A 23,864-nucleotide genomic window follows, 5' to 3' on the forward strand; every position below is an offset into this window, starting at 1 on the left:
TCTCCGTATCATAGCGGAGACCTTGATGACCCTATCTGACGGCCCGCCTGATGCGGCGAATTACGACACGGGGATCGACGCGGTCCTGATCGCCGGGCCCGGCGCACCGGACCGGCTGACCGTTGCCCTCGCCGCGCTGAACGGTCGGATCGTTGGCCAACTCGATTGGCAGGCAGGTTTTGGCGATCATGCGACGCCGCAGGTGATCGTCGTCGAGGCCGGCGGGGTCGATCCCGCGATAATAGCCGAACACCTGCCAGGTATCGTCGATCAGGCCGTCAGAATGCAGGCGGGACTGGTCGTCGCCATGGGCGTCGACGAGATCGACGTCGTCGCCGCGGCGACGCTGGGCGGCAGCACGCGGTTGCTGGTCGATCCCACCGTCGGCGATTGCGTCGCGGCGATCGTGGTCGCGGCGGAGGCGGCGCGTATCCCGGCGGGCGTGTTCGATGTTCACCGCGAGACCGACGGCACGCGGCTCGAGCGACTGAACACGGAGGTCGCGCGGATCGCCGAGGCGCTCGCCCGACTGACGCGAGCCGAGATCGAGGGCGACGCACCTGTCGCGCCGATCGTCGGCGACCGCACCAATCGCTACGGCGCACCGCCCGCCTTGATAGAGCCCAGCGCGGCGGATGTCCGTCGAGCAATCCGCGCGCGCCGATTGCGCGACCAGTTCTTCGGCGCGACATTGTTCGAGGATCCCGGCTGGGACATGCTGCTCGATCTCTATGCGGCCGAACTGGAACGGGGCCGCGTCTCGGTGTCGAGCCTGTGCATCGCCGCCGCGGTCGCGCCGACCACTGCGCTGCGCTGGATCGCGCGGATGACCGACACCGGATTGTTCGAACGCCGTCCCGATCTGCTCGACCGACGCCGCGCGTTCATGGTGCTGTCCGATCGCGCGAGCGAGGCGATGCGCGGGTACATCGTAGCCACCAAGGGCGCCGACCTGCGCATTCCGTGATTTTAGCTTGCCCCGGCCGCCCGGCTTTGGCATCGGACGTCCACCCGAGAGGGGCGATTAGCTCAGTTGGTAGAGCGTCTCGTTTACACCGAGAATGCCGGCGGTTCGAGCCCGTCATCGCCCATCATCATCTATAGCTCGCGGACTAGTCGCACCGCGACCGCAATCCAGTTGGGGTGGGCGATGGACAGCGACTGTGTGCCAGTGTCCGGCGGCAGGATAGTGACGTTGCCGTTGCCGTTGCATTCGGTGAGCCGTCCGAACGCGAGCTGTCCTGCCGGTTGCGGGACGAGGACGTCGCGGTTTAGGGCGGTAGGGAAATCTGCCGCAGTCAGGATCGTACACCAGATCACGTCGCCGGCCCGGTAATCGCCGGTGCCGTTCGCGACGGTTATTGCGATCTGGCCGGGTGCGACCTGGGGCGGTGGTACGGTCATGGTTCGGCGGGGGAGCGTGGGCTCCGCGGCTGTCGAGTATTGCAGCGACTGGCAGGTCCTTACGGTCCGGCAGTGTCACTAGATCGCTTGCCTCTACGCCCAGTGCGGTGGCGATCCGGTTGAGCCAGCCGATCGAGACGGTGCGCGTGCCGGTCTCCAACCGCCCGATCGTCTGCGCGGTGGTTGGTGGATCGCAACGCCTGGCGACGTCCTCCAGTGTCAGTCCCTTGGCACGTCGGACATCGCGAATGGCGGTTATCATCGAACGGCTCCAAACCAGATAGGTTATTCTCCTGTCCTACAACGGTGGAGCTATGGCAACCGCCAAGCGCAACGGGAGATGGCGGATGCGCGAACTGGTAGAGCGGACGATCGATTCGGAGGGTGTTCCACAACCGGCGGCCATGCGTCGTGGTCGTACGGTCACCGTGAACCTCGCCGAGTCGCCGCTCGGGTGGTTGCGGTCGCGCGCGTTGATCGACGTGAGACAGTTCGAGGCGGGGAGCGGCTGCGGGCGGATTACGAACGCGCGTCGATCGCGCCGAGCGTGACGATGCGCTGGGTCGAGCGGGTCGATGGGGGAGGTGGCGACGGGCTCGATCCGACATCGGCGCAGATCGCGGCGAAGCGTCGGTTCGACGTGGCGCTAGCGGCGGCGGGGCCCGGGCTAGCGGATATTCTGTGGCGCGTGGTCTGTGCGGGGGAGGGGGCTGCCGGTCGCGGAGAAGGCGTTGCAATGGCCGGCTCGGGCGGGGCGGGTCGTGCTGACGCTCGCGCTCGATCGGTTGGCCGCGCATTACGGGATCGGTTAGGCGCTCGCATTGGTGCGCAGGCGTGACTAAGTGGCTGGCATGCGCTTCGACCTCATCAAATGCCACGGCTCCGGTAACGACTTTCCGCTGATCGACGCGCGTGCGTCGGTGCTTGGCGATGCGGCTTGGGCGGCCGTTGCGCGGGCGCTGGCGGATCGCGTTGGGCCGGTTGGTGGCGATGGGCTCCTGCTGCTGACCGGCGGCGACGAGACCCATGCGTTCGGGATGCGGATGTTCAATTCGGATGGTAGCGAGTCGGAGACGTGCCTCAACGGCCTGCGTTGCGTCGCGCGCGCCGGGTTCGCGGCTACGGGCTCCGAGTCCGCGTCCGCGCTGCTGAAGACGAGCGACGCGGCCGTCGAGCGCGATGCGGATATTGCCGATGGTGTGTTCACCGTGCGCGAGATTGCTGGCCCCGCATCTTTAGACGTCGAGGCCTGGCCTATGCATGTCGGGACCGATCGCATCGTCGATACGCCGATCGCGCCCTTGCCGACGGACCGCGCCTTTACCGCGGTGGCGATGCCGAACCCCCATCTCGTGACGTTCGTGGATGCTATCGACGAAGCCGAACTCGTCCGCGTCGGCGAGGCTTGCGAGGCGGCACCCGACTGGCTGCCCAATCGCGCGAACGTCAGTTTCGTCGAGGTTCGCGGGCGTGACTTGTTCGTGCGGACATTCGAGCGCGGCGTCGGGCTTACCGACAGTTGCGGCAGTGCGATGGCGGCGTCGACCTATGCCGCGTGCCTGACCGGGCGGATCGCGTACGACGCGCCGACCACCGTCTTCAACAAGGGCGGGCTGGTCCGCGCGGAGGCGAGCGAGGCGGCGATGGTGACGCTGTCGGGGAATGCTACGTTCGAATGGACCGGCTCGGTCGACGTCGATCTCGACACGGCGACCGCGAGCGACCTAGTCGTCACGCGGCGGCATGACGATGAGATCGCGGCCTGGGCGGGGCTTCTCGCGACGATCTGAGCGCCGGCTGCGTCCTTATCCCGGCGCGTCCGTATCTCCCCGCAGTGGCGCCGCACACCGGCTCCGCACGCAGGAGAGAAGCCATGAACCACTTCATTCGTACCGCGATCGTCGCGGCCGCGGTTGCCGTCAGCGGCAGCGCCATCGTCGCAGCGCAGACCAACCCGATGGTTGGCGGCGCCGCTATGTATCCGACCAAGACGATCGTCGAGAACGCCGTCAATTCGAAGGATCACACCACGCTGGTCGCCGCGGTCAAGGCCGCCGGCCTGGTCGAGACGCTGTCGGGCCCGGGTCCATTCACCGTGTTCGCGCCGACCAACGCCGCGTTCAAGAAGCTGCCGGCCGGCACCGTCGACACGCTGCTCAAGCCCGAGAACAAGGCGCAGCTCGCCAGCGTCCTGACCTATCACGTCGTCCCCGGCACGATCACCGCCGCCGACATCGCCGCCAAGGCGAAGGCCAACGGCGGCACCGCAACCTACACGACCGTGCAGGGCGAGCCGCTAATGTTCAAGAAGGTCGGCACCGGCTGGGGCATCATGGACGGCAAGGGCCACAAGGGCAGGATCACGATCGCCAACGTGATGCAGTCGAATGGCGTGATCCACGTCGTCGACACGGTGATGCTGCCGTAATCGGCGGTTCCGCGAGATAGCTGCCTCGCTTTCCCCCGCGAGATAGTTTGCGTCGGGCCCGTTGCCGAAAGGTGGCGGGCCCGATTGCGTTGGCACGGTTATCCTCCCCTGTGAGCGGAGGTGGCTGGCGTAGCCAGACGGAGGGGTAATGCGCTGTCGAGAGGGTTATACCCCTCCGTCAGCCAAGCGGCTGCCACCTCCCCTTGCAGGGGAGGATACTCTGTCAGCCGATCAGCAGGCCCGCGAGCGCGGCCGACATCAGGTTCGCCAGACTCCCTGCCGCCAGCGCGCGGAGGCCGAGCTTGGCGATCATCGGGCGCTGGTTCGGCGCGAGGCTGCCGGTCACCGCCATCTGGATCGCGATCGACGAGAAGTTCGCGAAGCCGCAGAGCGAAAAGGTGATGACCGCGATCGTCCGTGCGCTCAGCCCCTGCTGCGTGCCGAGCGAGATGTAGGCGACGAATTCGTTCAGCACGATCTTCTGGCCGAACAGCCCGCCGGCGATCCCCGCCTCGCTCCACGGCACGTTCAGCAGGAACATGATCGGCGCAAAGACATAGCCGAGCAGCCCCTGGAAGCTGAGGCCGGGTAGCCCGATCATGTTGCCGAGCCCGCCGAGCAAGCCGTTCGCGAGCGCCACGAGCGCGACGAACGCCAGCACCATCGCACCGACGGCGACCGCAAGCCGCACGCCGGTCTGCGCGCCCTGGGCTGCGGCCATGATCAGGTTGGCGGGCTTTTCCTCGTCATGCGTTGCTTGCGGCATCGGTTCGCCCGCCGACGATTCACCCGGCAAATCGCCGAGCGCGAGTTCGCCCTCGAGTGGCATCACGCGGTCGGGCATGATGATCTTCGCCATCAGGATGCCGCCCGGCGCGGCCATGAAGCTTGCAGCGAGGAGGTAATCGATGCGGATGCCCATCGACGCGTATGCCGCGAGGATCGTGCCCGCGACGCCGGCCATGCCGCTGGTCATCACCGTAAACAACTGCGCCGGGGTAAGTCCCGCCAGATACGGCCGGATCACGAGTGGCGATTCGCTCTGGCCGACGAAGATGTTCGCGGCCGCGCACAGCGATTCGACCTTCGAGACGCCGATGACCTTCTCGATCCCGCCGCCGACCCAGCGCACCACGAACTGCATGATGCCGAGATAATAGAGGGATCGAGACGAGGCTCGCGAAGAAGATGATCACTGGCAGCGCGGCGATCGCGAAGCTCTGCCCGCCGATCTCGGGGGTCGCCATCTTGCCGAACAGGAATTCGGTGCCCTTCTGCGAATAGCCGAGCAAATTGGCGACCCCGCCCGACATCTCGCCGAGCACGACCTTGCCGAAACTGGAATAGAGCACGAGCACCGCGATCCCGGCCTGCAACGCGAACGCGGCGCCGACGATACGCAGGCGGATCGCGCGGCGGTCGCTCGACAACAGCACGGCAATGCCCAGGATGACGGCGATGCCCGCCAAACCGATGAAGAGTCTTTCCATGGACGCCCTGCGTTTTCTTGCGATGACACGCGCCGCCCCCCGGCTGCGCAAGCGACCGACATGACACGCGAGCGCCGCGCTCGCCAGTTATTTGAAGCGCGCTAGTCATTTGACGGCGCGCGCGATTTCGCTAGCGTCCCCGGCGATGGATAAGTCTGTTCCCGCGTTCCCGCGTTCGCTCTTCGTTTTCTCAGTCCTGTACGGCGGCATGGTGTGCATCGCCGGCGTGTTGGGGGTGAAGCAGGTCGCGCTCGGCCCGCTCGCGGTCGAGGCGGGAATCTTCGGATTCCTGCTGTTGGTGGTGTTGAGCAGTGCGATCGCCGAACTGCACGGCCAGAAGACCGCGACGTTCCTGGTGCGCCTGGGGTTCATTCCGCTGCTGGTGTCGGCGGCGCTGATCCACCTGGTGCTGGCCTTGCCGCACGACCCGGGGATGTACCCGCCCGCGGTCGACGCGTTCCCGGTCGTGGTCGGCCAGAGCTCGCGGATGATGATTGCCGGGCTGATCTCGTACGGAATCTCGCAGACACTCAACGTGCTGATCTTCTCGAAGCTGTCGGGACAGGTCGGCAGCGGTGAGGGCAAGCTGGTGTGGCTGCGCGGGATGATCGCGAGCATCATCTCGCAGATCATCGATACGATCCTGTTCATCACCATCTCGTTCCTCGGCGAACGGCCGATCGTCGCGTTGATGGAGGGCCAAATGCTCACCAAGGTCATACTGTCGATCGTGCTGGTGCCGTTCATGATCACGTTCTTCGTGAGGCTCGGGCGGCGGCTGGACCGGGCATAATGTTAGATTTTTCCGTTCGTGCCGAGTAGAGACCGAGCCTGTCGAGGGCTCGTATCGAGGTACAGGTCTCTCGATACGCCATCTCGACAAGTGCTCGATGGCTACTCGAGACGAACGGAAGTTTAGTTGACCGATCACACGCCCGATCCCGCCCTGCTCGCCAAGGCGGAAACGCTCACCGAGGCGCTGCCGTATCTTCAGCGTTACGCCGGCAAGACGTTCGTCGTGAAGTACGGCGGCCACGCGATGGGCGACCCCGAACTGCAGCGCGACTTCGCCGAGGACATGGTGCTGCTGAAAGCAGTCGGCATCAACCCGGTCGTCGTCCACGGCGGCGGCCCGCAGATCGGCGCGATGCTCAAGCGTCTCGGCGTCGAATCGCGCTTCGTCGACGGCCTGCGCGTCACCGATGCCGAGACCGCGCAGATCGCCGAAATGGTTCTCGCCGGCTCGATCAACAAGGAAATCGTCGGCTGGATCGGCCAGGCGGGCGGTCGCGCGGTCGGCATCTCGGGCAAGGACGCAGGCCTCGTCCTCGCGCAGAAAGTCGGCCATGGCCGCGAGCCGGACAAGCTGCAGGGCATTGAGCGCCACGTCGATCTCGGCTTCGTCGGCGAGCCGATCGCGGTGGACCGGACGATCCTCGACACGCTGATCGCCGCCGACATCATCCCGGTGATCGCCCCGATCGGCATCGGTGCGGACGGCCACACCTACAACATCAACGCCGATACGATGGCGGGCGCGATCGCCGCCGCGATGGGCGCCGCGCGCTTCTTCCTGCTGACCGATATCGTCGGCGTGCTCGACAAGGAGGGCGAGCTGCTCACCGACCTCGACCCTGCGCGGATCGCCGAACTGCGCGCCGATGGCACGGTGACCGGTGGCATGATCCCGAAGCTCGACACCTGCGTCGCGGCGGTCGAATCGGGCGTCGATGCCGCGGTGATCATCGACGGCCGCGTGCCCCACGCGATGCTGCTGGAGATCTTCACCAAGCAGGGCGCGGGGACGCTGGTCAGCGCCAACGGGCGGTCGCGGTAACACGCCGACCAACCCCACGATCCTCCCCGCAAGGGGGAGGTGGCACCGAAGGTGACGGAGGGGGAGGACACGTCACGATGGTTGCCCTGTCCTCCCCCTCCGTCTGGCAAGCGCCAGCCACCTCCCCCTGGCGGGGGGAGGATCGTGTCAGTGACACCACAGGGCTTCTCGTTCTCCCCCGCCACCTTATATCGGCAACACACCAGCGGAGACCTACGCCTTGATCGCCCTTCTTCAGATCGTCCAGTTGCTGCTCACCGTCATCTGGTGGATCATCGTCGTGCAGGCGATCCTGTCGTGGCTGATCGCGTTCAACGTCATCAATACGCACAGCGATTTCGTCCGCACCGTGTGGACCGCGCTGCAGCGGATGACCGAGCCGATGTATCGTCCGATCCGTCGCGTGCTGCCGGACTTCGGCGCGCTGGACCTGTCGCCGCTGGTCGTGCTGCTGATCCTCTACATTCTCAGCAACATCGTTATTCCGAACATCGCGCAGAATTATCTCGTTGCGACCTATTGAGCGAGAAGGCCGCTTGGCGAGCGCTGGCTGACGGCTTGGCGATCGCCGTTCGGGTAACGCCGCGCGGGGGTCGCGATGCGCTGACCGCCGGGACCGATCAGCATTTCGTCGCGAGGTTGGCGGCGGCGCCGGTGGACGGTGCCGCGAATGCGGGGTTGGTGGCGCTCGTCGCGAAGACCTTCGGCGTATCCAAGCGTGCCGTGACGATCGTCGCCGGCGAAATCGCCCGCTTGAAGCGCCTGCACATCGCCGGCAACGCCACTACGCTGGCGGAAATTGCCGCCGCGCTCTATGGGCCGCGGGCATGAGCGCGACCATCATCGACGGCAAGGCCTTCGCCGCCGGCCTCCGGGCCCGTATCGCAGACGGCGTCACCGCCTTCAGGGCGCAGGCAGGCCGCGCGCCCGGCCTCGCCGTCGTGCTGGTCGGCGAGGATCCCGCCTCCAACGTCTATGTCCGTTCGAAGGGCAAGGCGACGCGCGAAGCCGGGATGGAAAGCATCGAGCACCGCCTCCCCGCCGATGTCCCCGCCGAAGACCTGCTCGCGCTGGTAGCGACGCTCAACGCCGACCCGACGATCGACGGTATCCTCGTCCAGTTGCCCCTGCCGAAGCATATCGACGAGCAGGCGGTCATCTCGGCGATCGACCCGGACAAGGACGTCGATGGGTTCCATCCGATCAACGCGGGGCGGCTCGCAACCGGCCTGCCCGGCTTCGTACCCTGCACGCCGTTCGGCTGCGTCATGCTGTTGAAGAGCGTGCTGCCGACCTTGAGCGGGCTCGAGGCGGTCGTCGTCGGCCGCTCCAACATCGTCGGCAAGCCGATGGCGCAACTGCTGCTCCGCGAAAGCTGCACCGTGACCGTCGTGCATAGCCGCACGAAGGACGTCCCCGCGCACATCCGCCGCGCGGACATCGTTGTTGCTGCGGTCGGTATTCCGCAGATGATTAAGGGCGATTGGCTCAAGCCCGGCGCAACCGTCATCGACGTCGGTATCAACCGGACCGATGCCGGCCTCGTCGGCGACGTCGATTTCGCCAGCGCAGTCGAGGTCGCGGGCGCGATCACACCGGTGCCGGGCGGCGTCGGGCCGATGACCATCGCCTGCCTACTGCGCAACACCTTGGTCTCCGCTGGCCGCCGCGAAGGCGTCGCGATCGAGGAGTCGAGCCTGTGATCGAACTCTATATTTCGTCGCTAATCACGTTCTTCGTCGTCATCGATCCGCCCGGCTGCGCGCCGATCTATGCCGGGCTGTCGGCGAGCGCGTCGTCCCTGCAGAAGCGCGCGATGGCAATCCGTGCGGTCGGCGTATCCGCGCTGATCCTGTTCGTGTTCGCGCTGTTCGGCGAGGCGTTGCTCAAGGGGTTGGGGATCAGCCTCGCCAGCTTTCGCATCGCCGGCGGTATCATGCTGTTCCTGATCGCACTCGAAATGGTGTTCGAAAAGCGCACCGAGCGCCGTGAGGATCGTGCTGCCAAGGTCGCGAGCGATCCCGAGGTCGAGGACGTCTCGATCTTCCCGATGGCGATGCCGATGATCGCGGGCCCCGGCTCGATCGCGTCGGTGATGCTGTTGATGAGCCGCAACAGCGGGATCGAGCGCTCGCTGGTCGTGCTGGGTGCGATGGTGACGATCCTGCTGCTGACGCTGGTCGCGTTGCTCGCGGCGGGGCCGATTATGCGGATCCTCGGCGCGAAGATCGAGGCCGTGATCACGCGACTGCTCGGCGTGCTGCTCGCCGCGCTGGCGGTGCAGTTCGTGCTCGACGGTTTGTCGGTAGTGCTGCACTAATCCGTTCTCCTGCGTTCGCAGGAGAACCGGGGGGTGATGGTCAGTCGACCTTAAACAGCCGCAGCGGCGACTTCGCCGGCAGCGGTAGCGGGGTCAGCCACGCCGGCACCTCGTTCTTCGCCAGCTCGGAATAGAACCCCCTTCGGACTACGCGCCTTGTAGTTGGTTGATTCCGCCGCGTTCGGGCACAGCAGCAGCATCGTCGCGCCGTGCCGTTTGATGATCGCATGCGCCTCGTCCGCAGACCGGCCGAACGCGTGCTGGACGTCGAGGATCGCGTCGCCGTTGCGGTGATACGGGCCCGCGATCGCGTCATGATGCGTGATCGTGATCAGCCGCGGGCCCATGTCGACGAAGGTGAAGATCGTCTGCGCGGGGTATTTGTTCAGCGCGAGCAGCACGGTCGTGCGCAGGCAGTCGCCGGTCGCCATGTTGACGCGTTTCTCATACGGCTTCGGTCGGTCGATCGGCAGGTATTGGAGCACCATCCCGGCGAACATGCCCGAGACGATCAGGAACGCCGCGGCCGTCCCCAGCACGCGCACTGCGATCGATCGGTTGCCGAGCAATCGGGGGATGATCAGCCAGGCTAGCGCGGTCGCTCCCGGGATCGCCAGCATCTGCGCGGCGGGTCCGGCGCGGACCTGCCACAACAGCATTGCGCAGGCGAACGCGGTGAACAGCGCGACCGCCGCCCAACCGACCGCGCTCGGATCGCGACGCGCACGCCAGGCTGCGATCGCCGCCCCGATCAGGCCGATGATCGGCAGCGTCGCCAGCGCGAACCCCACACGGAAACTATGCTTGTAGATCGGCTTGGCCTCGCGGACATTGTCCAGCCAGTTGCGCTGCAGTTCGGGCGAGATCCCCTCGGGCCGCCCGAGGCACTGCGGAAACACCAGCGCGAAACCCGCGACGATCGCCGCCCCGGCCGCAACCGCCAGCGCCAACCGCATCCCGCGCGACGCCGGCCCGAACCGCGCGAGCAGGAACAGCAACATCCCCGCCGCGATCATCACGCTCAGCCACACCGGGGTCAGCGCATCGCAGCGCATAGACTGGTTGGCGTTCGACGCGAACAGCGCGAACCCGAGCGTGCTGCCGCCTCCCAACGTCAGCGCGTAGATCGACAGGCGTTCGGCTTCCGACCGGTCCCACACCCAGCGCAGCGCGATGATCGCGCCCGCCATCGCCGCGTAGGGCAACAGTTCGAGCCCGATCGACAGCGACACCGCGCTCGCGATCCCGACCATCGCGCCGCCACGCCGGCCGTTCGTATCACACAGGCCCGCGACCGTGAGGCTCAGCATGGCAAGCTGCCAGCCGTGATGATCGATCCGCTCGGGCATGAACATCAGCATCGTGGCCGTAGCGCCGACCATGAACACTACTGCCAGCGGCCACGCATAGGGGCTGATCAACCGCCGCACGGTCGCGCCGATGCCCAGCATCGCGATCGACAGCGGCAGCAGCGGCGCGATCCCGCAGGCGAGCCGCTCCGCCCAGCTGTTGCTGGTGAACAGGCGGAAGAACAGGGATCAGCCCGGCGATCGGCAGGTCGACGATGCGGCTCCAGTGGATGTCGAACCCGACCGGCGGGTTCATCCGATAGTTGCGCAGATCGTACCAGCCTTGGCCGTCGAGCAGAGCGCGGACCTGCATAAGGCGCATGTTGTCGTCGGTATCGCCGAGCGACAGCCAGCGGATCTGGCCCCAGCGATCGACCATCGACCACGCCGCCACCGCCACCCAGGCGAGCAACGTCAGCGCGATCCAATGCCGATCGAGTTCGTCCAGCAACGTCCGCCGCTGAAGTGGTGCCTGATCCAAAACGCTTTCCTCCGGCCCGCACGCGCTCTAGATGCGCGGGCTTGTCTTCGCGGCCGCTCTATCGCGGTGCGGGTAAAGAACAAGGCGGGCATGCAGGCGATTTGGCGACAGGTGGAGCAGATGCGGGCGAGCGGCGTGCTCGGCCAGCTCGTGCGCTTCGGGATCGCCGGTGGGATTTCCAGCGTGGTGTACTCGCTCGTCTACTTGCCGCTGACCGCGTATGTGTTCCCGCCCCGCCAGGCGGTAGCCGCTGTGCCGTTCGCATTTGCGGTCGCAGTGGTGGTCGGGTTCTTCCTGCACAGCCGTTGGAGCTTCAAGGGGCACGCGAAGGAACCGGGTGCGGCGCGCCATGTGAAGTTCGTGATCGTCCAGGGTTCGGGGCTCGCGCTCAATGCGGTCATCACCTGGATCGGTACGGCGCTGCTGCACCTGCATCCGTGGATCCCGCTGATTCCCGCCGTCTTTCTTGCGGCGATCGTGACGTTCGTGCTCAACCGTTTCTGGGTTTTCAACTGACATGAATTTCAACCGCAGGGCCGACACTTAATGGACCGCATCGTCTACGACCGGATGGCCGCGCATGACTCCACCCACTGGTGGTACCGCGCCCGCCGCGACATCCTGGCGGATTACCTGACACGCTACGGCGCGTTGCCGAAGGATGCAAAGATCCTCGAGATCGGCTGTGGCACCGGGCATAACCTGCCGATGCTGGCGGAGTTCGGTGAGATCGACGCGATCGAGATCGATCCGGCGGCGCGCGAGATCGCGAGCGAGCGGCTGGGGAAGCCGGTGGGGGCGGCGCCTTTGCCCGAGCTGCCGGGGGTGCCCCGCAAGCATTACGACCTGATCGCGGTCCCAGACGTGGTCGAGCACATCGAGGACGACGTCGCCGCGCTGAAGGCGATGGCCGACTGCCTCGCGCCCGGCGGCAAGATCCTGATCGCGGTGCCGGCGCATGCGTGGCTGTGGAGCGCGCACGACGTGGTGAATCATCACCACCGCCGTTATTCGAAGGCGACGTTGCAGGCGGCGATCGAAACGGCGGGATTGAAGCCGGAGAAGCTGGGGTATTTCAACTCGCTGCTGTTCCCGCTGGCGGCGGCGGCGCGGATCGCCGGTCGGATGACCGGGCGTGACGACAGCGATGATTCACCGCCGCCGAAGCTGGTGAATGCGCTGTTCGAGAAGATCTTCCGCCTGGAACGCCACATGGTCGGTCGCATGCCGATGACGCCGGGGGGTTTCGATCGTGACGCTGGCGGTACCGCGGTAACGATCGAGGAACCGGGCTGTCCCGCTTCCGTTCGTCCCGAGTAGCCGTCGAGTAGTGGCGAAGCCGCGTATCGAGACGGCGTATCGAAGGATAGGTTGGCGCGCGGTACCCATACCTCGATACGAGCCCTCGATACGCTCCTTACGGAGCTACTCGGTCTCTACTCGGCACGAACGGGGTAGGGGGGCACTCTTTGGTATTTTAGTCTCCACGGGCTCCGAACGAAACCCCAAGGTCGCCTTACCCTGGATCGGACCCGCCACGTCCGCGACGATATACAGCGGCCGCCGCTTGGACTCGACGTATAGCCGCCCGAGATACTCGCCGATCATCCCCAGCACGAACATCTGCACCGCGCCCAGGAACACGGTGACCAGCATCGTCGAGGTCCAGCCCTGCACCGCGCTGCCCGAAAGCCAGCCGATCGCGATGTAGACGAACAGGAGCAGCGATACGCCGGTCAGTGCGAGCCCCGCGTGGCTGGCGAAGCGCAACGGCGCGGTCGAGAAGCCGGTGACGGCGTCGAACGCGAGGCGAATCATCTTTGCCAGCGGGTAGTTTGTCTCGCCCGCCAGCCGCTCGGCGCGGTCGTAGGGGAAGGGGACCTGCTTGAAGCCGATCCAGGCGACCATGCCGCGGATGAATCGCGCCTGCTCGGGAAGCGAGAGGAAAGCATCCAGCGCGCGCCGACTCATCAGGCGGAAGTCGCCGGTGTCGAGCGGGATCGGGGTTTCGGTCATCCGGGTCAGCAGGCGATAGAAGGCGGCGGCGGTGGCTTTCTTGAAGACGGTTTCGCCTGCGCGCTGGCGGCGCACCGCGTAGACGACGTCGGCCTGGCTCGCCGCCATCGCCGCGCGCATGTCGGACAGGAGTTCGGGCGGATCCTGGAGATCGGCGTCGATGATCAGGATCTGCTCGCCGGCGCACAGGTCCAGGCCGGCGGTGAGTGCGAGCTGATGGCCGTGGTTGCGCGACAGGTTGATCGCGACCAGCCGCGGATCGGCGGCGGCTAGGCGCTGCATCACCGGCCAACTGTCGTCGCGCGAGCCGTCGTTGATCAGGACGATCTCGTAATCGTCGCCAACCGCGACCTTCGCCGCGCCGGAGATGCGCGCATGCAGGATGTCGAGGCACGCCGCCTCGTTATAGCAGGGGACGACGATCGATAACGCGGGACGGTTCATCCGCGCCGTTTAGCGTCAATGGGAGTTGTAGGCAGCAATAATCATCAAATGCTACACCCGCTCTACGGTGTGCACCGCATCGGCTGCGCGCAGCCCCGCCATCAGCCGCATCAACTGCTGCACGTCGTGCACCTCGACGTCGATCTCGTTGGTGTGGAAGCTCTTGTCGCGCGTATCGAGCCGCAGGTTGATGATGTTCGCCTTGTGGCCGCCGATGATCGACGAGACGATGCCTAGCGAGCCTGGCTCGTTCTTCACCATCACGGATATGCGCGCGACGGCACCCTCGGTCTCGTCCCCCCAGGCGACATCGACCCAGTCGGTCTCGTTCTCCGAGCGTTCGGCGAGTTCGCCCAGCACGCGGCAGTCGATCGCATGGACCTCGATCCCCGCATCCGGCCGGCGCAACCCGACGATCCGGTCGCCCGGCACTGGATGGCAGCATGTCGCGAGATCGTACGCCACGCCCGGGGTCAGCCCCTTGATCGAGATCGCGCTTGATTGCGGCGCCAGCGCATGCGTGACGTCGGCGCCGGCCGAGCCGGGCATCAGCGCCTCCATCACCGCAGCATCAGACAGCGTTCGCCGCGCGATCGCGACCATCAGCGACGAATCGTCGGGGAGCTTCAGCCGCTTCAGCGCGTGGCTCAATGCATCCGTCCCGATCTGTGCAGGTAGCCGGGTGACGATGTCGTCGTACAGCGTGCGGCCCAGTGCAATCTGCTCCACACGTTCCTTCTGGCGGAGGTGGCGGCGGATCGCGGCGAGCGCCTTGCCGGTGGTCGCGACGTTGAGCCATTGCGGTTGTGGGGACTGGCCCTTCGAGCGCAGGATCTGCACCTGGTCGCCATTCTCGATCACCGTCGACAGCGGCACGACGCGGCCGTTGACCTTCGCGCCGACCGCCTGGTCGCCGAGATCAGTGTGCACCGCGTACGCGAAGTCGATCGAGGTCGCGCCCTTGGGCAGCTGGATCAGCTCGCCCTTCGGCGTGAACGCGAAGATGCGATCGGTGTACATCGCCATCCGCGTGTGTTCGAGCAGCTCTTCCGGGCTCTCGGCGGTATCGAGGATCTCGACGAGGTCGCGGATCCAGCTGACTTGGCGGTCGCTGCCGTTGATCTGCTGCTTGTACGCCCAGTGCGCCGCCAGCCCGAACTCGGCCTGCGCGTGCATGTCGGCGGTGCGGATCTGGATCTCGATCCGCGCGCTGTCGGCGTGGATCACCGAGGTGTGCAGCGAGCGATAGCCGTTGCGCTTGGGTGTCGAGATGTAATCCTTGAACCGGCCCGGCACCATCGGCCAGCGCTGGTGGATGATCCCGAGAACCCGGTAGCAATCCTCTTCGGTCGGCACGATCGCGCGGAACGCCATCACGTCGGAAAGCTGCTCGAAGCTGATGTGCCGCTCCGACATTTTCCGGAAGATCGAATAGGGGTGCTTCTCGCGCCCCGATATCTCCGCCTCGACCCCGGCGCGCGACAACACCAGCTTGAGCCCGGACGCGATCTTGGCGATGCGATCGCCATCGCCTTTCTTCAGCTGTTCGAGGCGGCGGTTGATCGATTCGGAGGCTTCGGGCTCGAGCTGTTCGAATGCGAGCGACTGCATCTCGCGCATGAACTCGTACATGCCGATCCGCTCGGCGAGCGGCGCATAGATGTCCATCGTCTCCTTGGCGATGCGACGGCGCTTCTCGGGCTTGGCGATGTGATGCAGCGTGCGCATGTTGTGCAGACGGTCGGCGAGCTTGACCAGCAACACGCGGATGTCGTCGGACATTGCGAGGAGGAATTTGCGCAGGTTCTCCGCGGCGCGTTCGTTCTCGGTCTGCGCTTCGATCTTGCTGAGCTTCGTCACGCCGTCGACCAGACGCGCGACGGAGGCGCCGAACAGCCGCTCGATCTCCTCGGGGGGTGGCGACGGTATCCTCGATCGTGTCGTGGAGAATCGCGGTGGCGATCGTCTCCGCATCGAGGTGGAGGTCGGTGAGAATACCCGCCACCTCGATCGGGTGACTGAAATACGGATCGCCGCTCGCGCGCTTCTGCGACCCGTGCGCCTGCATCGAGAAGACATAGGCGCGGTTCAGCAGCGCCTCGTCGGCGTCGGGATCGTAGTCGAGGACGCGATCGACCAGTTCATATTGGCGCAACACGGCTTATAGATGGGGCCGGGTTGCGATGCATTGCAACAATTTCCTCGTTATTTCGCGTGGTTGTTGCACGCGGCGAGCGCGTCGGCGTCATAGGCCTTGCCCGCGACCGTGAAACTGGCGAGCGGCCCGACGCGCTTGGCGACCGCGGCGCAGAGGATCACGTCGCGCTGCGGTGCCTTGCTGGAGACGAATGCCGCATTCTCCCAGCGCCACGGCGTGCCGTTGGTGATCAGCCGGGTGGAAGTGGGCGCGGCGGTAGGGACGGCTACATAATAATTGATGGGGGTCTGGGCCGATGCCGGTGTCGCGACCAGTGCGGCGAACCCCGTCGTCAGGGCGGGAATGGCGGTCAGAAGGGCGCGGGTGATGACTGACATCGGTAGACTCCTAAAAGGTTTCTAATCGAGACCTATTGCGATTAGTTTCGAGTTGCAACTGAAATCGGAGGAGCATTTCGCTCCGGTCGTTTATGCGGTACCGTTGCTGTCCAATAAGGGAAGACGCCGTGGGAAAATTGCGCGAACCCCCTGCTCGAATGCAGCCTGCCTGCCGCGCTGGAGGCGATGGGCGAACGCTGGTCGTTCCTGATCTTGCGCGCGTCTTTCAATGGTTTGCATCATTTCGAGGAGTTCCAGTCTGAACTGGGGATTGCGCGTAATATCCTGGCGAACCGGCTGGCGCGGCTGGTCGAGCATGGGATCCTGGAGCGGCAGCCTATTCCGGAGGATCGGCGGAAGATCGCCTACGGGCTGACCGACAAGGGGGTTTGCGCTGCTGCCGACGATGATCGCGCTCCGGCAATGGGGCGAGCGGTGGGAGACGTGCGTGCCGGCGTTCCCGATTTTGGTCGACGAACGCGATCGGCGGCCGTTGCAGCCGGTGTCGGTGCGGTCGCACGACGGGCGCGTGCTGGGGGAAGGGGGACCTGATCTGGGCGCTTCCGGGAGAAGTGGCCGGTGACGGGGTGGAGGCTGAGGCGGCGGAGTAGGCCTCCTTCTTCTCCCCTCCCTGGAAGGGAGGGGGCTGGGGGTGGGTCGGCTTGGGGCTGGTGCCGGCGTTCGCCAATAAGCCGACCCACCCCTACCCCCTCCCTTCCAGGGAGGGGGGACCGTCGCGTTAGCGGGTCGGTAGCGCTTCCAGCACCGTGCGGATCGCGTTCGGGAGCGGCACGGGGCGGCCGGTCTCAAGATCGACGTGCACGCTGACCATTGTGATCACCGTGTGCAATTCCCCCGTCTCCGCGTGGGCGAGTTCGAAGCGTTTTGTCAGGCTCGTCGTCCCGAGCTTTTCGATCCGCACGAACGCTTCCACCGTATCCCCCAGGCGGAACGGCTTGAGGTAATCGATTTCCGTTCGGCGGACGTTGAATTCGGTGGTCGGCCAGATCTCCGGCAGTGCTTCGGCAATGCCGGTCCATTCCCAGAACTCGGTCACCGCGACGTCGGCATATTCGAGATAGCGCGAGTTGAAGACGATGCGCTGGCCGTCGATCTCGGCGTAGCGCACGCGGAACCTGGTCGAGAAGGCGAAGCCCGGCCGCACGTCAGAAGATCAGCTTCACGCCGACCAGCGCCAGCACGGTCGCGAGGACGGGAACCAGCACGCGGTCCGAGACGCGCGTCGCGATCAGGCTGCCGACGATGATGCCCGGTATCGACCCGATCAGCAGCGACACGAGCAGGTCGACGTCGACCGACCCGAGGATCCAGTGGCCGATCCCGCCGAGCAAGGTCAGCGGCACCGCGTGGGCGATGTCCGAGCCGACCAGCCGGTTGATCGGCAACGTCGGGTAGAGGATCAACAGTGCGGTCATGCCCAGCGCGCCGGCGCCGACCGAGGTCAGCGAGACGAGCACGCCGAGGACTGCGCCGAGCAGGATGGTCAGCATCGCCTGGCGCTCGCCGCCGACCGTGCCCACGCGAGGCGTCAGCCACGCGACGATCCTGCCGCGGAAGAAGGTCGCGACTGCCGAGAGGATCAGCGTGACGCCGAGCACGGCGGTGATCGCGTGGCCGGTGTCGGACGATTTCTCGCCGAGATGGTTGAGCACGAGCAATGTCGCGATCGCTGCGGGGACGCTGCCGGTGGCGAGGCGGCGGACGACCTGCCAGTCGACTGTGCCGCGCCAGCCATGCACCGTCGTGCCGACCGTCTTGGTCGCCGAGGCGTAGAGCAGGTCGGTGCCGACCGCGGTGGCGGGGTGGAAGCCGAAGACGAGCACCAGCAGCGGCGTCATCAGCGACCCGCCGCCGACACCCGTCAGCCCGACGATGAGGCCGACGAGCACGCCGGCCACCGAATATAACGGATTGATATCCACGCTGGCGGGTTAGCCGGCGCCACGCGCGGGCGTGTTGACGCCCATCGACTGGAGATATTTCTTCACGTTGCGCGCCGCCTGGCGGAGTCGCTGTTCGTTCTCGACCATCGCGATCCTCACATAGCCCTCGCCGTTTTCGCCGTAGCCAACCCCTGGGGCCACCGCGACGTGCGCGTGAGTCAGCAATTGTTTGGTGAACTCAAGGCTACCTAAGTGCGCGAGCGCGGGTGGCAATGGGGCCCAGGCGAACATGCTCGCACGGGGGGCTCGGAATGTCCCAGCCGGCGCGGCCGAAGCTTTCGACGAGCACGTCGCGGCGCTTGTGATAGAGCTGGCGGTTGCGCTCGACGATGTCCTGGGGACCGTTGAGCGCGGCGCAGGCGGCGGCCTGGATCGGCGTGAACGCACCGTAATCGAGGTACGACTTCACGCGCGTCATCGCCGCGATCAGCGTCTTGTTGCCAACCCCGAAGCCCATCCGCCAGCCGGCCATCGAGTATGTCTTGCTGAGCGAGGTGAACTCGATCGCGACGTCCTTCGCGCCCGGCACCTGAAGGATCGAGGGGGTCGGCTTGCCGTCAAAATACAACTCCGAATAGGCGAGGTCGGAGATCACCCACAGCTTGTGCTTCTTCGCGAACGCGACGACGCGCTCGTAAAAGGCGAGATCGACGACTTCGGCGGTCGGGTTCGACGGATAGCCCATCACCAGCACCGACGGCGCGGGGACGGTGAACGCCATCGCGCGCTCGAGGCTCTCGAAATACGCCTCGTCCGGCGTGGTCGGCACCGCACGGATCGTCGCGCCGGCGATGATGAAGCCGAAGGTGTGGATCGGATAGGACGGGTTGGGCGCGAGCACGACGTCGCCGGGCGCGGTGATCGCGGTGGCCAGACTCGCGAGGCCTTCCTTCGAACCCATCGTGACGACGACCTCGGTCTCGGGATCGACGTCGACCCCGAACCGGCGACCGTAATAGTTCGCCTGTGCTTTTCGGAGGCCGGGGATGCCCTTCGACTGCGAATAGCCGTGCGCGCTGGGCTTGCGCGCGACTTCGACGAGCTTCTCGATGACGTGCTCGGGGGGCGGCAGGTCGGGATTGCCCATGCCGAGATCGATGATGTCCTCCCCCGCCCGCGCGCGCCGCCGCCCGCATCGCGTTCACTTCGGCGATGACATAGGGGGGTAAGCGTTTGATGCGGTAGAAGTCTTCGGACATGATCAGCCTCTAGCTGGAGGAGCGGGTGCTGTACCGCAGGTGAGCGGGGGGCGTCACCCCAATCCCCGATTGCCGTCACCCCAGCGAAAGCTGGGGTTTCCCGATTCGTGCCGCCCCCTTCGACAATTGGGATACCCCAGCTTTCGCTGGGGTGACGGAGTTTGTGTACGGTCCGCTACCCACACATCCTCCGTCATCCTGACGAAAGTCAGGACCCAGGGTTACGAGCGGTGGCGTTTGCGGCTCTGGGTCCTGACTTTCGTCAGGATGACGGGTGGGAGTGTTGCGGGCGGCGCGCTTGTATCGACTCGTCCTTCCGCCGAGCCGACGTCTGCGTTAAGCTCCCGAAAAAGCAGAGGGATGCCATGGCCGATACTCCTCCCGACGCCTCCATGCCGACCCTCCCCGATCTCCAGCATTGGACGTGGGTGATGGGGCGTGCGCAGCAGATGATGATGGAGCAGGGGCTCGCGGCGATGCAGGCCAAGCCCGAGGGAATCCCGGCGATCCCCGGCTTCACCGATCCCGCGACACTGGAACGCGCGCGCGATTTCTGGGCCGAGAGCCTGACTTTGTGGCAGCGGTTTCTCGATCCCGCCAAGGCGCCCGAGGCCGCGCCGGTCACCGACAAGCGCTTCAAGGCGCCGCAGTGGCGCGAGCCGGTGTTCGACCTGATCCGGCAGAGCTATCAGTTGATCGGCGACCACATGCTGCGCGGCGTCGAGGCGGTGGACGGGCTCGACCCGAAGCAGAAGGAGCAGTTGCGGTTCGCCACCAAGGGGTTCGTCGATGCGATGAGCCCGACCAATTTCGCGCTGACCAACCCGCAGGTGATCGAGAAGACGATCGAGACGCGCGGCGAGAATCTGATCAAAGGCCTGCAGAACATGATGGCGGATCTTGCCCGCGGGCAGGTGACGCATACGCCCGACGGCGCGTTCGAGCTCGGGCGCAATCTGGCGATGACGCCGGGCAAGGTGGTGAAACGCACGCCGCTCTACGAACTGATCCAGTACAGTCCGACCACCGACAAGGTGCTGGCGACGCCGCTCGTGATTTTCCCGCCGTGGATCAACCGGTTCTACATCCTCGATTTGACGCCGGAGAAGAGCTTCATCCGCTGGGCGGTCGCACAGGGCATCACCGTGTTCATGGTGTCGTGGAAATCCGCCGATTCGAGCATGAAGGACGTGATCTGGGGCGACTATGTCGGCGCGCAGGTCGAGGCGATCGATACGGTTCGCGCCGCGCTCGACGTGCCGGCGGTGCACACGATCGGCTATTGCGTGGCGGGGACGACGCTGGCGGCAACGCTGGCGCTGCTGGCGGCGCGTAACGAGGCGGCGAAAGTGGCTAGCGCGACGTTCTTCACCGCGCAGGTCGATTTCGCGCAGGCTGGCGAACTGCAGCATTTCATCGATGACGAGCAGTTGAAGATGGTCGCGTCGCTGTCGCCCGAGGGGTTCCTCGACGGGCGCTACATGGCGACGACGTTCAACCTGTTGCGCGGGCGCGACCTGATCTGGAACTACGTCACGCAGAATTACCTGCTGGGGCAGGATTACGTGCCGTTCGACCTGCTCCACTGGAACGGCGACACCACCAACCTGCCCGCGAAATGGCATCTGAGCTATCTGACCGACCTGTACCGCGACAATCTGCTGGTGACGGGCACGATGACGGTGGACGGTACGCCGATCGACCTGACCAAGGTCTCCACGCCGAGCTATGTCCAGGCGGGGCGCGAGGATCATATCGCGCCGGCCGAGAGCGTCTGGAAACTCACGCAATTGTTCGCCGGGCCGCTGAAGTTCGTGCTCGCGGGCTCGGGGCATATCGCGGGTGTGGTCAACCCGCCGGCGGCGGGGAAGTATCAATACTGGACCAATCCGGGGGGCGCACACGACGCTCGCCGACTTCGTCGCCGGTGCGACGGAGACGAAGGGCAGCTGGTGGCCGGATTGGGTCGAATGGTTGCGCGCGCTTGGTGCCGAGACGGTGGCGGCGGCCGGTGCGCGGCTGCCGGGCGAGGGGACGCTGCCGGCGCTCGGCGAGGCGCCGGGCGAGTATGTGAAGAGCCGATAGCGCTACCTTACGTTTGCGTCATGGTGCAGTGCACAATTTTATTGTGCGGCGCGAGAATTGGTGTATGACGACCGCGACATAACTCCGAAGAGAGGTGCGTGGATGGTGGATATCGTGAAACGGACGGCCAAGGCCGGTTCGAAGCCTTCCGCCACCGCGAAGGCTCCTCGGACCGTCGCCAAGCCGGCGAAACCGGCATTCGAGCCGATCGCCAAGACGTCGGCACCTCAACCTCTCGCGGCTGCTTTTGTATCGCCGCACACGGACATTCCCGCCCCGTTTCAGGCCGCTGCGCCAACGGGGGATCCCTGCCAGCGAAACAAAGGACGCCATGATGGACACGATCCAGAGCATCACCGAGAAGACCAAGGCCCTCTTCAGCGGCGCGAACACTGCCGAATTCAACGAGCAGGCCAAGGGCGCGATGGAGAAGTCGGCGAAGATGGCGGAAGATTTCGTCGCCTTCGGCAAGGGCAACATCGAGGCGCTCGTCGAGTCGTCGAAGATCGCCGCGAAGAACGTCGAGGCGCTCGGCCAGGAAGCTGCCGACTACGCCAAGACCTCGTTCGAGAGCGCGACCGAAGCCGCCAAGACACTCGCCGCCGCCAAGTCGCCGACCGAGTTCATGAAGCTCCAGGGCGATTATGCGCGCACCGCGTTCGACACGATGATCGCCGAGGGTTCGCGCTCGACCGAGCGTCTGCTCAAGATGTTCGGCGAGTTCGCACAGCCGATCTCGAACCGCGTTGCGGTCGCGACCGACAAGATGAAGATCTCGGCCTAAGTGACAGCGCGCCGCCTTCGGGCAGTGCGTTACGAAAGGGGCGGCCGTCGTGCGACGGTCGCCCCTTTTGCGTTTGCGGTTTTCGCGCGACGGGTGCCAGCGCCCCCCTTGCCCTTGCCCCCGGCATGCCATATTTTGGCAGCATGCTTTTGACCCCTGAAATGACGACTCCCCAGCGGACGGGCGAGCAGATGGCCGAGCGCCGCGACGATAATGGTGAGGACGGCCATGATGGTACCGGGGGGCGGCACCGGCGCCGGTATCGCGACCAAGACGCGCGCGAAGACCAAACAGCCGACGCCGTACCGCGTGCTGATGCTCAACGACGACTATACGCCGATGGAGTTCGTCGTGCTCTGCCTCCAGCGCTTCTTCCGGATGGACATGGAGGCCGCGACTCGCGTGATGCTCCACGTCCATCAGAAGGGCGTCGGCGTGTGTGGCACGTTCAGCTACGAGGTGGCGGAGACCAAGGTGTCGCAGGTGATGGATTTCGCCAAGCAGAACCAGCATCCGCTACAGTGCACGCTGGAGAAGGCTTGAGCCTTACCGTTTGAGGTGATCTGTCTTGGTCCTCCCCCCGCAAGGGGGGAGGTGGCACCGAGGGTGACGGAGGGGGAGGCAAGCGCCAACCCCTGTTCAGTATCCTCCCCCTCCGTCTGGCAAGAGCCAGCCACCTCCCCCTGGCGGGGGAGGATTGAGGGAAGGGGTTACCGCGCTGGCGGCAACCAGCGCAGGTCGAGCCCTTCGAAGCGGTCGATGTAGTTCGCGGCTTGCGCCAACTGCACCTCGTTGAGCAGCGTGACGCGGCCCATTTCGCGGCGGATCAGGCCGTCCTCTTCCAATTGTCGCAACATGCGGTTGACGTGGACTGCCGTGAGGCCGGTGGCGTCGCCGATCTCCTCCTGCGTCAGCCCGAGCGTAAAGCTGTTGCCCATCGCGCGATCACGCATCCGCAGGCGGTTGCGCATCTCCAGCAGCAACGCCGCGATCCGCGCCTTGGCCGAGGTCCGGCCGAGTGCGGCGAGACGGTCGGTCAGCGCGACCTTCTCCATCTGGTTCATCACCATGATGAGCGCCGACAGCCGCGGATGATCGGTGACGAGCCCGGTCATCGCCGAGCGATCGAACGAACACACCGTGCAGTCGGTCAGCGCGACCACCGTCTCGGGCGAATCGCGATAGACCAGCGCCGAGACCGCCAGCATGTCGCCGGCATAGAGGAAGCGGAGGATCTGGCGGCTGCCGTCGTCGAGCAGCACATAGCTCATTGCCATGCCGCGCTGCAGGATGAAGAGTTCGGCCTGCGGATCATTCTCGCGCACGAGGACGGCACCGCGACGCAAGTCTCGCGGGCGCTCCTCCAACCGCGCTAACGCAGCCTTCTCGTTCATCGACAGGTCGATGAGATCGCCGACGCGGTCGGCGAAGCAGCTGTCCGGCACTCTGTAATGGTCCCCAATGTTCGAGAACCACAGAGCAAAGCTAGGATTTCCGCGCATTAAAGTCGATCAAGCGGGGTGTGTTA

Annotated in this window: 18 protein-coding genes, 1 tRNA gene and 8 pseudogenes; 17 read left to right on the forward strand and 10 right to left on the reverse strand. The window is 65.7% G+C overall.

The window, feature by feature from the left end:
• Positions 1-25 precede the first annotated feature (25 nt).
• Together NHF48_RS14855 and NHF48_RS14860 are read left to right on the forward strand one after the other, a co-directional pair.
• Positions 26-967 (forward strand): hypothetical protein, encoded by a 942-nt coding sequence (locus NHF48_RS14855; RefSeq protein ID WP_253071532.1) that lies wholly within the window; start codon positions 26-28, stop codon positions 965-967.
• A 51-nt stretch (positions 968-1,018) separates the two neighbouring features.
• Positions 1,019-1,091, forward strand: a tRNA-Val gene (locus NHF48_RS14860).
• Positions 1,092-1,098: 7 nt separating this feature from the next.
• Here the strand turns inward: NHF48_RS14860 and NHF48_RS14865 are convergent.
• A pseudogene (locus NHF48_RS14865) lies at positions 1,099-1,666 on the reverse strand (helix-turn-helix domain-containing protein).
• Between the two features lie 85 nt (positions 1,667-1,751).
• Here NHF48_RS14865 and NHF48_RS14870 point away from each other — a divergent pair.
• The 3 genes and pseudogenes from NHF48_RS14870 (at position 1,752) to NHF48_RS14880 (ending at position 3,832) form a co-directional block, all read left to right on the forward strand.
• Positions 1,752-2,216, forward strand: a pseudogene (locus NHF48_RS14870) (DUF6456 domain-containing protein).
• Between the two features lie 39 nt (positions 2,217-2,255).
• On the forward strand, positions 2,256-3,194 hold the full coding sequence (gene dapF, locus NHF48_RS14875) for a diaminopimelate epimerase (RefSeq protein WP_253071533.1): 939 nt from the start codon (positions 2,256-2,258) through the stop codon (positions 3,192-3,194).
• An 83-nt stretch (positions 3,195-3,277) separates the two neighbouring features.
• A complete protein-coding gene (locus NHF48_RS14880; RefSeq protein ID WP_133029880.1) occupies positions 3,278-3,832 on the forward strand; it encodes a fasciclin domain-containing protein in 555 nt (184 codons plus the stop codon).
• A gap of 223 nt (positions 3,833-4,055) precedes the next feature.
• Here NHF48_RS14880 and NHF48_RS14885 read toward each other — a convergent pair.
• Positions 4,056-5,322: pseudogene (locus tag NHF48_RS14885) on the reverse strand (NupC/NupG family nucleoside CNT transporter).
• A 145-nt stretch (positions 5,323-5,467) separates the two neighbouring features.
• Between NHF48_RS14885 and NHF48_RS14890 the strand changes: the two are divergent.
• From NHF48_RS14890 to NHF48_RS14915, 6 genes are all read left to right on the forward strand, one after another.
• Complete coding sequence (locus tag NHF48_RS14890; RefSeq protein WP_253071534.1) at positions 5,468-6,115, forward strand: queuosine precursor transporter; 648 nt, start codon at positions 5,468-5,470, stop codon at positions 6,113-6,115.
• A gap of 126 nt (positions 6,116-6,241) precedes the next feature.
• Positions 6,242-7,159 (forward strand): acetylglutamate kinase, encoded by a 918-nt coding sequence (gene argB, locus NHF48_RS14895; protein WP_056053472.1) that lies wholly within the window; start codon positions 6,242-6,244, stop codon positions 7,157-7,159.
• Between the two features lie 220 nt (positions 7,160-7,379).
• Positions 7,380-7,682 (forward strand): YggT family protein, encoded by a 303-nt coding sequence (locus NHF48_RS14900; protein WP_056066456.1) that lies wholly within the window; start codon positions 7,380-7,382, stop codon positions 7,680-7,682.
• Entirely contained in the window at positions 7,679-7,990 is a 312-nt protein-coding gene (locus tag NHF48_RS14905) for a DUF167 domain-containing protein (protein WP_263816901.1), read from the forward strand. Before NHF48_RS14900 ends, NHF48_RS14905 begins: the two co-directional genes overlap by 4 nt.
• Positions 7,987-8,862: a bifunctional methylenetetrahydrofolate dehydrogenase/methenyltetrahydrofolate cyclohydrolase FolD gene (gene folD / locus NHF48_RS14910; RefSeq protein WP_253071536.1), complete on the forward strand. Its 876-nt coding sequence runs from the start codon at positions 7,987-7,989 to the stop codon at positions 8,860-8,862. Before NHF48_RS14905 ends, folD begins: the two co-directional genes overlap by 4 nt.
• Entirely contained in the window at positions 8,859-9,479 is a 621-nt protein-coding gene (locus NHF48_RS14915; protein WP_253071537.1) for a MarC family protein, read from the forward strand. The genes folD and NHF48_RS14915 overlap by 4 nt, the downstream gene beginning before the upstream one ends.
• 50 nt (positions 9,480-9,529) lie before the next feature.
• Here NHF48_RS14915 and NHF48_RS14920 read toward each other — a convergent pair whose 3' ends face one another.
• Entirely contained in the window at positions 9,530-10,930 is a 1,401-nt protein-coding gene (locus tag NHF48_RS14920) for an AcrB/AcrD/AcrF family protein (RefSeq protein ID WP_263816902.1), read from the reverse strand.
• A 445-nt stretch (positions 10,931-11,375) separates the two neighbouring features.
• Here NHF48_RS14920 and NHF48_RS14925 point away from each other — a divergent pair, with 445 nt between their 5' ends.
• Positions 11,376-11,825 (forward strand): GtrA family protein, encoded by a 450-nt coding sequence (locus NHF48_RS14925; protein ID WP_446741163.1) that lies wholly within the window; start codon positions 11,376-11,378, stop codon positions 11,823-11,825.
• A gap of 30 nt (positions 11,826-11,855) precedes the next feature.
• A pseudogene (locus tag NHF48_RS14930) lies at positions 11,856-12,585 on the forward strand (class I SAM-dependent methyltransferase).
• 149 nt (positions 12,586-12,734) lie between these two features.
• Here the strand turns inward: NHF48_RS14930 and NHF48_RS14935 are convergent.
• From NHF48_RS14935 to NHF48_RS14945, 3 genes and pseudogenes are all read right to left on the reverse strand, one after another.
• Complete coding sequence (locus NHF48_RS14935) at positions 12,735-13,769, reverse strand: glycosyltransferase family 2 protein (RefSeq protein WP_253071540.1); 1,035 nt, start codon at positions 13,767-13,769, stop codon at positions 12,735-12,737.
• A gap of 51 nt (positions 13,770-13,820) precedes the next feature.
• Positions 13,821-15,927: pseudogene (locus NHF48_RS14940) on the reverse strand (RelA/SpoT family protein).
• Positions 15,928-15,974: 47 nt separating this feature from the next.
• Positions 15,975-16,304: a CC_3452 family protein gene (locus tag NHF48_RS14945; protein WP_253071541.1), complete on the reverse strand. Its 330-nt coding sequence runs from the start codon at positions 16,302-16,304 to the stop codon at positions 15,975-15,977.
• A gap of 186 nt (positions 16,305-16,490) precedes the next feature.
• On the opposite strand from NHF48_RS14945, the pseudogene NHF48_RS14950 reads away from it, so the two are divergent.
• Positions 16,491-16,915 (forward strand): annotated as a pseudogene (locus NHF48_RS14950) (winged helix-turn-helix transcriptional regulator).
• A gap of 128 nt (positions 16,916-17,043) precedes the next feature.
• Here the strand turns inward: NHF48_RS14950 and NHF48_RS14955 are convergent.
• From NHF48_RS14955 to NHF48_RS14965, 3 genes and pseudogenes are all read right to left on the reverse strand, one after another.
• Positions 17,044-17,469: an acyl-CoA thioesterase gene (locus tag NHF48_RS14955; RefSeq protein WP_253071542.1), complete on the reverse strand. Its 426-nt coding sequence runs from the start codon at positions 17,467-17,469 to the stop codon at positions 17,044-17,046.
• Between the two features lies 1 nt (position 17,470).
• Positions 17,471-18,247, reverse strand: a complete 777-nt coding sequence (locus NHF48_RS14960; RefSeq protein ID WP_253071543.1) for a sulfite exporter TauE/SafE family protein — start codon at positions 18,245-18,247, stop codon at positions 17,471-17,473.
• Positions 18,248-18,256: 9 nt separating this feature from the next.
• Positions 18,257-19,467 (reverse strand): annotated as a pseudogene (locus NHF48_RS14965) (LL-diaminopimelate aminotransferase).
• Between the two features lie 365 nt (positions 19,468-19,832).
• Between NHF48_RS14965 and NHF48_RS14970 the strand changes: the two are divergent.
• From NHF48_RS14970 to clpS, 3 genes and pseudogenes are all read left to right on the forward strand, one after another.
• Positions 19,833-21,552: pseudogene (locus NHF48_RS14970) on the forward strand (PHA/PHB synthase family protein).
• A gap of 334 nt (positions 21,553-21,886) precedes the next feature.
• Positions 21,887-22,336, forward strand: a complete 450-nt coding sequence (locus NHF48_RS14975) for a phasin family protein (RefSeq protein WP_253071544.1) — start codon at positions 21,887-21,889, stop codon at positions 22,334-22,336.
• 228 nt (positions 22,337-22,564) lie between these two features.
• The gene (clpS, locus tag NHF48_RS14980) at positions 22,565-22,879 is read left to right on the forward strand and encodes an ATP-dependent Clp protease adapter ClpS (RefSeq protein WP_446741164.1); all 315 of its coding nucleotides are present in this window, start codon (positions 22,565-22,567) and stop codon (positions 22,877-22,879) included.
• Positions 22,880-23,046: 167 nt separating this feature from the next.
• On the opposite strand, the gene NHF48_RS14985 is transcribed toward clpS, so the two are convergent.
• On the reverse strand, positions 23,047-23,730 hold the full coding sequence (locus NHF48_RS14985; protein WP_056488277.1) for a Crp/Fnr family transcriptional regulator: 684 nt from the start codon (positions 23,728-23,730) through the stop codon (positions 23,047-23,049).
• Positions 23,731-23,864 lie beyond the last annotated feature (134 nt).

Origin of the sequence: Sphingomonas sp. H160509, assembly GCF_024124765.2 — a bacterium.
Taxonomy (GTDB): domain Bacteria; phylum Pseudomonadota; class Alphaproteobacteria; order Sphingomonadales; family Sphingomonadaceae; genus Sphingomonas.